Genomic DNA, 11,990 nt, shown 5'->3' with positions numbered 1-11,990 from the left:
CAGTTAGCTGTAGGCCCGCGCAAGCGCAGCGCCGCCGGGCAATCCCTGAAGATTGCGCTTTGTCAGCCGTTTGGGGCGCCCGTAAGGGCGCCTTCTCGTTATCGTGAGGGAACAGGAGATCGTGGTGATTGTTCGTGATGACAGTGAAAGAGGGATCCCCCCGCTGGTGGCGCATCAGCCGCCTTCCGCGCAGGCGGACGCGCCGGTGATCCGCGGCCGGATGGTGCAGATCCCAGGCTGGATTATCCCGCTGTACGCCGGATTATTATTCGCGCTCGGCTGGTTTGGCGGCGAGCAGTGGCGTCATCCGGCACCGCCGCAAACGCTGCCCTTGCCGGTGGCGCATGCGGCGCTTCTGCCGTTAACCGCAGCCGGAGAGGCCGCGCCAAAGACGCCGCCGCCGGCGACAAAACCCAGCGCGCCCGCCGCGCCGGTGGTGGACAGCGATACGCTGCCGCCTCTGCGCTATAGCGCGCATGTCTACGCCTCGTTAGCGGAAAAGCGCAGCATTGTGTTAAATGGCAAAGCGTGGACGGAGGGCGACTCCCCGCTGCCCAATCTGGTGGTGGAGCAGATCCAGCAGGATGTGACGATCTTTAGCTTCAACGGCACGACCTTTACCCTCGCGGCGCTGGAGGACTGGCCCGGGGGGAAAATTGACGAGGAGCCGAAAGGCGAATAAGGGGCACGCGCAATAAAATGCGCGTTGAAGATATTTTGCTTAGTCGCCGCGCAGGCTGGCAATAAAGGGAGCAAGCTGGCGATTAAATTGACTGCACTGCGCGGCTTCCGGGGTGCTGTCCTGTAAAAGCTGTTGGTAAAGCCGGTCGCTATTTTGGCTTAACGTTGCCGGGTCAATATTTCCCCAGCCGCGCGCTTTGCCGACATTCACCGCCGCGCGATAAATAGCTTCATCGGCGGGCAGATCGCTACGATTACATTTATTCTTGAGATAGCGCGTTCCTGCCGCCACGGACGAGAGCTGCTCGAGCTGCGCCTGGCTACTGATGGCCGGACTGAGCGTTGAGGCGGGTTTCTGTTGGCAGCCAGAGAGCACGGCCACCACGCAAAGCGGAAATATAAGCGGAATGCGCATAGTAGAGTAATCAAAATAATGAATCACTGGCCGCTAGTTTAACAAATATTTCCCTGGTGTCATCATAAAATATGATTCTGCATAAATGTTAACAGGCTCTCATTTTTATTGGCAGAAACTCGATTAATCCCCTTTACTTCTTTCAATAATAAACATTGGCGGCCGGAAAATATATTTTCTGCGGCAGATGATGCCGCCGCATTTGGCATCAGGGCGAGCGTCATTTTTTATGTTATTAAAAAACATACTCTTTCCCATCTTGTTACGTGAGCACGAGGTAAAATGCTGGTTAAGAATGTCGCATTTTAGTGCTATCCTGTATGCCCTGAACATTACGTGCTATGTTCTGACTCATTCTGCCAGTGATGCGTTTAACACAATGATTTTATGGTGAATTTTTATTGTTAGTATCATGTGAAACGAAGCAAACCAACCCTTTGAAAGGTGGGCGGCGCGTTCTGCCCGCCAGCAGGTTGTCGTCCCGAGGGTAAGCAGCCAGGACGTTAATTTGAGAGATTTCTTCTTCCTCTGAACAGGGGAAGTATTGAGAATCAGGCCTTTGCGCCTGAACGTTGCGGAGAAAAAGCATGGCGGGAGATGACCGCGAGCCTATCGGACGTAAGGGAAGACCCCCACGTCCGACAAAACAGAAAGTCACCCGTCGCCGGGTCCGGGAAGAGGACTACGACGACGAGTATGATGACGATGATTATGAGGATGAGAAACCGGTGCCGAGAAAAGCCAAAGGCAAAGGTGGCAAGCCTCGTCGTAAGCGCAGCTGGCTGTGGCTGCTGGTCAAGCTGGGGATTGTCTTCGCGGTGCTGATTGCCGCCTATGGCGTCTACCTCGACCAGAAAATCCGCAGCCGCATTGACGGTAAAGTCTGGGAGCTGCCGGCCGCGGTCTATGGCCGAATGGTGAACCTTGAGCCGGACATGCAGATCAGCAAAAACGAGATGGTGCGTCTGCTGAACGCCACCCAGTATCGTCAGGTCAGCGCGATGACGCGTCCCGGCGAATATACGGTGCAGGCCAACAGCATCGAGATGATCCGCCGTCCGTTCGATTTCCCGGACAGTAAAGAAGGGCAGGTGCGCGCGCGTCTGACCTTCGATGGCGACCATCTGGAAACCATCGAGAATATGGATAACAACCGCCAGTTCGGTTTCTTCCGTCTCGATCCGCGACTTATCACCATGCTGCAGTCGCCGAACGGCGAGCAGCGTCTGTTCGTGAAGCGCAGCGGCTTTCCCGACCTGCTGGTGGATACGCTGCTGGCGACCGAAGACCGCCACTTCTACGAGCATGATGGTATCAGCCTCTATTCCATCGGCCGTGCGGTGCTGGCGAACCTGACGGCAGGCCGGACGGTGCAGGGGGCAAGTACCCTGACCCAGCAGCTGGTGAAAAACCTGTTCCTCTCCAGCGAACGCTCCTACTGGCGTAAAGCCAACGAAGCGTACATGGCGCTGATCGTCGACGCCCGCTACAGCAAGGATCGCATCCTTGAGCTGTATATGAACGAGGTGTACCTCGGTCAGAGCGGCGATAACGAAATTCGCGGCTTCCCGCTGGCCAGCCTGTACTACTTTGGCCGTCCGGTGGAAGAGCTGAGCCTCGACCAGCAGGCGCTGCTGGTGGGGATGGTGAAAGGGGCCTCGGTCTATAACCCGTGGCGCAACCCGAAACTGGCCCTTGAGCGACGCAATCTGGTGCTGCGTCTGCTGCAGCAGCAGCAGGTCATCGACCAGGAGCTGTACGACATGCTGAGCGCGCGTCCGCTGGGCGTGCAGCCGCGCGGCGGGGTGATTTCACCGCAGCCGGCGTTTATGCAGATGGTGCGTCAGGAGCTGCAGGCGAAGCTGGGCGATAAAGTGAAAGATCTCTCCGGCGTGAAGATCTTCACGACCTTCGACTCGGTGGCGCAGGATGCCGCGGAAAAAGCGGCTACTGAAGGGATCCCGGTACTGAAGAAACAGCGCAAGCTGGCAGATCTGGAAACCGCCATGGTGGTGGTGGACCGCTTTACCGGTGAAGTGCGGGCGATGGTCGGCGGCGCGGAGCCGCAGTTCGCCGGCTACAACCGTGCGATGCAGGCCCGCCGGTCGATTGGTTCTCTGGCCAAGCCGGCGACCTATCTGACCGCGCTGAGCCAGCCGAACCAGTATCGCCTGAATACGTGGATCGCCGATGCGCCAGTGACCATTCGCCTGTCCAACGGCCAGACCTGGTCGCCGCAGAACGACGATCGTCGCTTCAGCGGCCAGGTGATGCTGGTGGATGCCCTGACCCGTTCGATGAACGTGCCGACGGTTAACCTCGGGATGGCGCTGGGCTTGCCGGCGGTGGTCGATACCTGGACCAAACTGGGGGCGCCGAAGAATCAGCTCAACGCCGTGCCGGCGATGCTGCTTGGCGCGCTGAACCTGACGCCAATTGAAGTGGCCCAGGCCTTCCAGACCATCGCCAGCGGCGGCAACCGTGCGCCACTCTCCGCCCTGCGGTCAGTGATTGCGGAAGATGGCACGGTGCTGTATCAGAGCTACCCGCAGGCGGAGCGCGCGGTGCCTGCCCAGGCGGCCTACATGACGCTGTGGACCATGCAGCAGGTGGTGCAGCGCGGGACGGGGCGCCAGCTGGGCGCGAAGTATCCGGGCCTCCATCTGGCGGGGAAAACCGGGACCACCAACAATAACGTCGATACCTGGTTTGCCGGGATCGACGGTAGCCAGGTGACCATCACCTGGGTGGGTCGCGATAATAACCAGCCAACCAAACTGTACGGCGCCAGCGGTGCGATGTCGATTTACCAGCGTTATCTGGCGAACCAGACGCCAACGCCGCTGGTGCTGACGGCGCCTGAGGACGTGGTCGACATGGGCGTGGACAGCAACGGCAACTTCGTCTGCAGCGGCGGTATGCGTTCGCTGCCGGTGTGGACGACGCAGCCGGATGCGCTGTGCCGCCAGGGCGAAATGATGCAGCAGCAGCAGTTGCAGCAGCAGGAAGCGAACAACCCGTTCAATCAGTCCGGGCAGCAGCAGCCTCAGCAGCAACAGCAGCAGCAACAGCAGCCGCCGAAGCAGCAGGAGAAGAGCGACGGCGTCGCGGGCTGGATCAAGGATATGTTCGGCAGTAACTGATTTAAGCCCTAAGACCAGACCCCTTAAGACGAAAGTATTAAGGGGTTTTTTTATGCCTGTAAAAAAGTTAACGGCTCTTTAACTCCATAATAACTATCTGGTTATTAATTCAGCCTTCAGCCCGCAGCGACAGGCATATCGCTTGCCTTGCCTTCAACGTTTCGCCTATTATATCGCCCGTCATAATAATAATTCTCGTTTACGTTATCATTCACTTTCATCAGAGATATACCCATGGCGCGTCCAAAAACTGCTCAGCCAAACCACTCGCTGCGTAAAGTCGCAGCTGTAGTAGCCACGGCGGTTAGCGGCATGTCTGTCTACGCACAGGCAGCAGAACAACCGAAGCAAGAAGAAACCATTACCGTCGTTGCCGCCCCGGCCGCCCAGGAAAGCGCCTGGGGACCGGCGCCGACCATCGCGGCGAAACGTTCCGCCACGGCGACGAAAACCGATACCCCGATTGAAAAAACGCCGCAGTCTGTGTCGGTGGTGACGCGCCAGGAGATGGAGATGCGCCAGCCGACGACGGTAAAAGAGGCGCTCTCCTATACGCCAAGCGTCTTCTCCACCCGCGGCAGTTCGACCACCTATGACGTGGTCACCATTCGCGGCTTCACCACCTCGACGACCGTCAACACCAACCAGTATCTGGACGGCATGAAGCTGCAGGGGAATAACTACTCTGAAGTCTCCATGGATCCTTACTTCCTGGAGCGCGTGGAAGTGATGCGCGGGCCAACCTCGGTGCTGTACGGCAACAGCAACCCGGGCGGTATCGTCAGCATGGTCAGCAAACGCCCGACCACCGAGCCGCTGAAAGAAGTGCAGTTTAAGATGGGCACCGACAATCTGTGGCAGACCGGGTTTGACTTCAGCGACGCCATTGATGATGCCGGCGTCTGGTCCTACCGCCTGACCGGCCTGGGCCGCAGCCAGGATGCCCAGCAGCAGATGGCGAAATCGACCCGCTACGCGGTGGCGCCCTCCTTTAGCTGGCGTCCGGACGATAAAACCGACTTCACCTTCCTGAGCAACTTCCAGAATGATCCGGATGCGGGCTACTACGGCTGGCTGCCGCGCGAAGGCACCGTGGTGCCGTATTACGACGCCAACGGTAAGGCGCATAAGCTGCCGACCGATTTCAACGAAGGCGAGGCGGATAATAAAATCTCCCGCCGCCAGAAGATGGTGGGCTACAGCTTCTCCCATCAGTTCGATGACACCTTTACCGTGCGGCAGAACCTGCGCTATGCCGATGTGCATACGCTCTATCGTTCGGTGTACGGCAACGGCTATGTCGCGCCGGGCTACATGAATCGCGCCTATGTGCGCTCCGACGAGCACCTGAACACCTTCACCGTCGATACTCAGCTGCAGTCTGATTTCGCCACCGGCGCGGTTAGCCATACCCTGCTGACCGGCGTGGACTACTCGCGGATGCGTAACGATGTGGATGCCGACTACGGGACGGCGGATCCCATCAGCATGAACAATCCGCAGTACGGCAACCCGAATATTCAGGTCACCTTCCCGTACGCGGTGCTCAACCGGATGGAGCAGACTGGCCTGTACGCGCAGGATCAGATGGAGTGGGATAAATGGGTGATGACCCTGGGCGGCCGTTACGATTACGCCACGACCTCAACGTTAACCCGCGCCACCAACAGCCTGGCGGAGAACCACGACCAGCAGTTCAGCTGGCGCGGAGGCATCAACTACCTGTTCGATAACGGTATCTCTCCGTACTTCAGCTACAGCGAATCGTTTGAACCGGTATCGGGATCCAGCAGCAGCGGTAAGCCGTTCGATCCGTCGCGCGGTAAGCAGTATGAAGCCGGCGTGAAATATGTGCCGAAAGATATGCCGGTGGTGGTCACCGCGGCGGTCTATCAGCTGACCAAAGACAAGAACCTGACGGCGGATCCGGCTAACCAGGCGTTCAGCATCCAGACCGGCGAAATCCGCTCCCGCGGCCTTGAGCTGGAGGCGAAGGCGGCGGTGAACGCCAATATTAACGTCACCGCAGCCTACAGCTACACCGATGCGGAGTACACTCACGATACGGTGTTCAACGGTAAACGTCCGGCGGAAGTGCCGCGTAACATGGCCTCCCTGTGGGCGGATTATACCTTCCACGAAACCGCGCTGAGCGGTCTGACGATTGGGGCCGGGGCGCGCTATATCGGTTCAACGGTCAGCTACTACAAAAATGACACCAGTACCGGTAAGAAAAATGATGCCTTTAGTGTGGCCGGTTATGCGCTGATGGATGCGACGGTGAAATACGATCTGGCGCGCTTTGGCCTGCCGGGCTCGTCGGTCGGCGTCAACGTCAACAACCTGTTCGACCGCGAATATGTCTCCAGTTGCTACAGCGAATACGCCTGCTACTGGGGGGCCGGACGTCAGGTCGTCGCCACCGCCACCTTCCGTTTCTAACCACCTACGGGCGCGGTTCGCCGCGCCCTTTATCAGGTTATCGCTATGCAGGAACAGACTCCGCACGCAGAAACCACCTTCGCGCTGGATCGCGTCACTTTCCGTGTGCCTGGCCGCACGTTGCTCCATCCGCTCTCGCTCACCTTCCCGGCCGGAAAAGTCACAGGCCTGATCGGCCATAATGGCTCCGGCAAGTCGACGTTACTGAAAATGCTTGGCCGCCATCAGCCGCCTTCCGCAGGCGATGTGCTGCTGGACGGCCAGCCGCTGGAGAGCTGGGGCAGCAAAGCCTTTGCCCGCAAAGTGGCCTATCTGCCGCAGCAGCTGCCGCCGGCCGAAGGTATGACGGTGCGCGAGCTGGTGGCGATCGGCCGCTATCCGTGGCACGGCGCGCTGGGTCGCTTTGGCGCGGCGGACCGCGAGAAAGTGGAAGAGGCGATTGCGCTGGTAGGGCTGAAGCCGCTCGCCCATCGTCTGGTGGACAGCCTCTCCGGCGGCGAACGTCAGCGGGCGTGGATCGCCATGCTGGTGGCGCAGGATAGCCGCTGTCTGCTGCTCGATGAACCCACCTCGGCGCTGGATATCGCCCATCAGGTTGATGTCCTCGCGCTGGTGCATCGTCTCAGCCAGCAGCGCGGCCTGACGGTGATCGCCGTCCTGCACGACATTAATATGGCGGCCCGCTACTGCGACTATCTGGTGGCCCTGCGCGGCGGGGAAATGATCGCCCAGGGGACGCCGGCGGAACTGATGCGCAGCGACACCCTGGAACAAATCTACGGCATCCCGATGGGGATCCTGCCGCACCCGGCCGGCGCGGCGCCGGTAAGCTTTGTCTATTGATGATGACCCCGACTCAGATAACCCGACGTCGCCTGCTGACCGCGATGGCGCTCTCGCCGCTGCTGTGGCAGATGCGCGGCGCGCAGGCGGCGAACGTTGACCCGCAGCGTGTGGTCGCCCTGGAGTGGCTGCCGGCGGAGCTGCTGCTGGCGCTGGGCGTCACGCCTTACGGCGTGGCCGATATCCCTAACTATCGCCTGTGGGTAAACGAGCCCGCGCTGCCCGACTCGGTGATCGATGTCGGTCTGCGCACTGAACCCAATCTTGAGCTGCTGACGCAGATGAAACCGTCGTTTATCGTCTGGTCAGCAGGCTACGGCCCGTCGCCGGAGAAGCTGGCGCGTATCGCCCCCGGTCGCGGATTCACCTTTAGCGACGGCAAACGCCCGCTGGCGATGGCTCAGCGCTCGCTGCTGGAGATGGCTGACCTGCTGGGCAAACCGCAGCAGGCTCAGCGCCACCTGGCGGAGTTTGAGGCGCTGATGGCGAGCCTGAAGCCGCGCTTTGCCGGACGCGGCGACCGTCCGCTGCTGATGATCTCCCTGCTCGATCCGCGCCACGTTCTGGTGTTTGGCGAAAACTGCCTGTTCCAGGAGGTGCTTGACCGCTTTGGTATTAAAAACGCCTGGCGCGGCGAAGCGGCGTTCTGGGGCAGCGTCAGCGTTGGCATCGACCGGCTGGCGGCGTTTAACGAGGCCGATGTGATCTGTTTTGATCATGGTAACGAGCGGGAGATGACCCAGCTGCTGGCGACCCCGCTGTGGCAGGCGATGCCGTTCGTGCGCGCGGGACGCTTCCAGCGCGTTCCGGCCGTATGGTTCTATGGCGCGACGCTGTCGGCGATGCATTTTGCCCGCGTGCTGGCCGAGGCCCAGGGGAGTCCGGCATGAATACGCGTATTTCACCGTTAGCCAGTATCCTGCTGGCCGCGCTGCTGGTTGCCGCCTTCGCGTTGAGTATCGTCAATCTCAATGTCGCCTTGCCCTATGCGCAATGGCGGCAGGCGCTGCGGCAGCCGGATAGCGATCAGATTGCCCAGATGCTGTTTCATTACAGCCTGCTGCCGCGGGTGGCCGTTTCACTGCTGGTGGGGGCCGGGCTGGGACTGGTCGGCGTACTGTTCCAGCAGGTGCTGCGCAATCCGCTGGCGGAGCCGACCACCCTTGGCGTCGCCACCGGCGCGCAGCTGGGGATAACGGTCACCACGCTGTGGGCCATCCCCGGCGTGCTGGCGTCGCAGTTTGCCGCGCTGGCCGGGGCCTGTCTGGTGGGTGCGCTGGTGTTTGGCGTATCCTGGGGCAAGCGTCTGTCGCCGGTAACGCTGATCCTGGCGGGCCTGGTGGTCAGCCTCTACTGCGGGGCGCTTAACCAGCTGATGGTGATTTTCCATCACGACCAGCTGCAGAGCATGTTCCTGTGGAGCACCGGGACGCTGACGCAAACCGACTGGAGCGTGGCGCAGCGCCTGTGGCCGCAACTGCTGGGCGGGGCGATACTCACCCTGCTGCTGCTGCGTCCGCTGACTCTGATGGGGCTCGATGACGGGGTGGCGCGCAACCTGGGGCTGGCGCTGTCTCTGGCGCGCCTCGGCGCCCTGACGCTGGCGATCGTGATGAGCGCGCTGCTGGTCAACGCGGTCGGGATTATCGGCTTTATCGGCCTGTTCGCGCCGCTACTGGCGAAAATGCTCGGCGCCCGTCGACTGCTGGCCCGGCTGCTGCTGGCGGCGCTGATCGGCGCGCTGCTCCTGTGGCTTTCCGATCAGGTGATCCTCTGGCTGAGCCGGGTATGGCGGGAAGTCTCCACCGGCTCGGTCACCGCCCTGATTGGCGCGCCGCTGCTGCTGTGGCTGCTGCCGCGGCTGCGCAGCATCAGCGCCCCGGTGATGAACGGCGGCGATAATGTGCAGCCTGAGCGCTATCACGTGCAATGGTTTGTTCTCGGGGGCGTCGCGTTGCTGCTGCTGGCGATGAGCGTGGCGCTGGCCTTTGGTCGCGATGCCCACGGTTGGCTGTGGGCTCACGGCGATCTACTGGAGCAACTGCTGCCCTGGCGCTGGCCGCGGGTGCTGTCGGCGCTGTTCGCCGGGGTGATGCTGGCGGTCGCCGGCTGTATTATCCAGCGCCTGACCGGCAACCCGATGGCCAGCCCGGAAGTGCTGGGCATCAGCTCCGGCGCCGCCTTTGGCGTGGTGCTGATGCTGTTCTTCGTGCCTGGCGACGCCTTTGGCTGGCTGCTGCCGGCCGGGAGCCTTGGCGCGGCGGCCACTTTGCTGATCATTATGCTGGCCGCCGGGCGGGGCGGTTTCTCGCCGCATCGGATGCTGCTGGCGGGGATGGCGCTCAGTACCGCCTTCACTATGCTGCTGATGATGCTGCAGGCCAGCGGCGATCCGCGTATGGCGCAGATCCTGACGTGGATCTCGGGGTCGACCTACAGTGCGACGCCGGAGAGGGTGGTACGCAGCGGCGCGGTGATGCTGGTCCTGCTGGCGCTGGCGCCGCTCTGTCGCCGCTGGTTAACCATCCTGCCGCTGGGCGGGGAGGCGGCGCGGGCGGTGGGCATGGCGCTGACGTCATCGCGGATTGTTCTGCTGCTGCTGGCGGCCTGCCTGACGGCGGCGGCGACGCTGACCATTGGCCCGCTGAGCTTCGTCGGGCTGATGGCGCCGCATATTGCGCGCATGATGGGCTTCCGCCGAACGCTGCCGCATATGGTGATCTCCGGACTGACTGGCGGGCTGCTGCTGGTCTTCGCCGACTGGTGCGGACGGATGATCATGTTCCCGTACCAGATCCCGGCGGGGCTGCTGTCGACCTTTATCGGCGCGCCGTACTTTATCTATTTGCTGAGGAAGCAGAGCCGCTAACGATCCCGGATGGCCTCAACATCCCCGGTGACGCTATCGCTTACCGGGCTACAGTGCTGTGCGATTTGGTAGCCCGGATAAGGCGCAATGCGCCGCATCCGGGAAACTCCCCGGTGGCGCTATCGCTTACCGGGGCTACAGCGCGGTGCGATTTGGTAGCCCGGATAAGGCGCAATGCGCCGCATCCGGGAAAATCCCTGCGTCACCAGGCATTCAAGCACCTTACAGTTTGGCAAATACCCGACGCGCGGCGTCGATGGTATTGTCGATATCTTCTTCGCTGTGGGCGACGGACATAAAGCCAGCCTCAAACGCTGACGGCGCCAGGTACACGCCTTCCTCCAGCATCAGATGGAAGAAGCGCTTGAAGCGTTCGACATCGCACTTCACCACGTCCTGATAGCAGGTGACGGTTTCGGCATCGGTAAAGAAGATGCCGAACATGCCGCCGACGTTATTGACCACCAGCGGGATCCCGGCGTCACGCGCCGCATCCAGCAGGCCTTGCGCCAGCTGGTTGGTCAGCTCGGTGAGGGTTTCATGCACGCCCGGCTGCGCCACTTCGCTTAAGCAGGCGAAGCCGGCGGCCATGGCGATCGGGTTACCGGAGAGGGTTCCGGCCTGGTAGACCGGACCGGTGGGCGCCAGCGCGTCCATCACCTCGCGACGGCCGCCGAAGGCGCCTACCGGCATCCCGCCGCCGATGATTTTCCCGAGACAGGTCAGATCCGGCTCCACGCCGTAATAAGCCTGCGCGCCCGCCAGCGCCACGCGGAAGCCGGTCATCACTTCGTCGATGATCAGCAGGGCGCCAAATTCGTCGCACAACGCGCGCAGGCCCGGCAGGAACTCCGGCTGCGGCGGAATGCAGTTCATGTTCCCGGCGACCGGCTCGACGATGATGCAGGCGATATCCTGCGGATACTGCTCGAACGCCGCGCGCACGGAGGCGAGGTCGTTATAGGTGCAGGTCAGGGTATGTTTGGCGAAATCAGCCGGCACGCCCGGCGAGTTCGGCTGGCCGAGGGTCAGCGCGCCGGAACCGGCTTTCACCAGCAGGCAGTCGGCATGGCCGTGGTAGCAGCCTTCGAACTTGATGATCTTGTCGCGGCCGGTGAAGCCGCGCGCCAGGCGAATCGCGCTCATGGTGGCTTCGGTACCGGAGTTCACCATGCGCACCATATCCATGGTCGGCACCAGCTCGGTCACCAGCGCCGCCATTTTTACTTCCATTTCGGTCGGCGCGCCAAAGCTCAGGCCGCGGGACGCCGCCTCGATCACCGCGTTGCGGATCGCCGGATGGTTGTGGCCCAGCACCATCGGACCCCAGGAGCCGACATAATCGATATAGGCTTTCCCATCCACGTCATAGAGGTAAGCGCCATCCGCGCGTTCGATAAACAGCGGGGTGCCGCCGACGCCGGTGAAGGCGCGGACCGGCGAGTTAACGCCGCCGGGGATCAGTTCACGCGCGGCGTGGTACAGATTTTCAGATTTGCTCATGGCCAGGGTCCTGGTTCGTGAAAAATGTTTTATCGGCTATTCTAAGTTATTCCAGGATGGTTATGAAAGTTTTGCCCAATTGAAACAATGTGCC

Annotated in this window: 9 protein-coding genes; 6 read left to right on the top strand and 3 right to left on the bottom strand. The window is 61.3% G+C overall.

Annotated features, from left to right (window positions below; translation table 11 throughout):
- Positions 1–124 precede the first annotated feature (124 nt).
- On the top strand, positions 125–682 hold the full coding sequence (gene gspB, locus LGM20_RS21020) for a type II secretion system assembly factor GspB (RefSeq protein WP_044521071.1): 558 nt from the start codon (positions 125–127) through the stop codon (positions 680–682).
- 39 nt (positions 683–721) lie between these two features.
- Here gspB and gspS read toward each other — a convergent pair whose 3' ends face one another.
- Positions 722–1,096 carry a type II secretion system pilot lipoprotein GspS gene (gene gspS, locus LGM20_RS21015; RefSeq protein ID WP_023292031.1) on the bottom strand — a complete coding sequence of 125 codons (375 nt, stop codon included), beginning with the start codon at positions 1,094–1,096 and terminating at the stop codon, positions 722–724.
- A gap of 62 nt (positions 1,097–1,158) precedes the next feature.
- Entirely contained in the window at positions 1,159–1,305 is a 147-nt protein-coding gene (locus tag LGM20_RS21010) for a hypothetical protein (RefSeq protein ID WP_044521095.1), read from the bottom strand.
- Between the two features lie 378 nt (positions 1,306–1,683).
- On the opposite strand from LGM20_RS21010, the gene mrcB reads away from it, so the two are divergent.
- The 5 genes from mrcB to fhuB all read left to right on the top strand — a co-directional run bounded on the left by mrcB (position 1,684) and on the right by fhuB (position 10,393).
- Positions 1,684–4,239: a bifunctional glycosyl transferase/transpeptidase gene (mrcB, locus tag LGM20_RS21005; RefSeq protein ID WP_044521074.1), complete on the top strand. Its 2,556-nt coding sequence runs from the start codon at positions 1,684–1,686 to the stop codon at positions 4,237–4,239.
- 234 nt (positions 4,240–4,473) lie between these two features.
- Positions 4,474–6,681: a ferrichrome porin FhuA gene (gene fhuA / locus LGM20_RS21000; protein WP_023292033.1), complete on the top strand. Its 2,208-nt coding sequence runs from the start codon at positions 4,474–4,476 to the stop codon at positions 6,679–6,681.
- Positions 6,682–6,726: 45 nt separating this feature from the next.
- A complete protein-coding gene (gene fhuC / locus LGM20_RS20995) occupies positions 6,727–7,524 on the top strand; it encodes a Fe3+-hydroxamate ABC transporter ATP-binding protein FhuC (protein ID WP_004204431.1) in 798 nt (265 codons plus the stop codon).
- Positions 7,524–8,414: a Fe(3+)-hydroxamate ABC transporter substrate-binding protein FhuD gene (gene fhuD, locus LGM20_RS20990; protein WP_032452786.1), complete on the top strand. Its 891-nt coding sequence runs from the start codon at positions 7,524–7,526 to the stop codon at positions 8,412–8,414. Before fhuC ends, fhuD begins: the two co-directional genes overlap by 1 nt.
- On the top strand, positions 8,411–10,393 hold the full coding sequence (fhuB, locus tag LGM20_RS20985; RefSeq protein WP_023292036.1) for a Fe(3+)-hydroxamate ABC transporter permease FhuB: 1,983 nt from the start codon (positions 8,411–8,413) through the stop codon (positions 10,391–10,393). Before fhuD ends, fhuB begins: the two co-directional genes overlap by 4 nt.
- A gap of 222 nt (positions 10,394–10,615) precedes the next feature.
- On the opposite strand, the gene hemL is transcribed toward fhuB, so the two are convergent.
- On the bottom strand, positions 10,616–11,896 hold the full coding sequence (gene hemL, locus LGM20_RS20980; RefSeq protein WP_017900647.1) for a glutamate-1-semialdehyde 2,1-aminomutase: 1,281 nt from the start codon (positions 11,894–11,896) through the stop codon (positions 10,616–10,618).
- Between the last annotated feature and the right edge of the window lie 94 nt (positions 11,897–11,990).

It is taken from the genome of Klebsiella quasipneumoniae subsp. quasipneumoniae (assembly GCF_020525925.1).
GTDB lineage: Bacteria > Pseudomonadota > Gammaproteobacteria > Enterobacterales > Enterobacteriaceae > Klebsiella > Klebsiella quasipneumoniae.
This window is presented reverse-complemented; position numbering and strand designations above follow the sequence as displayed.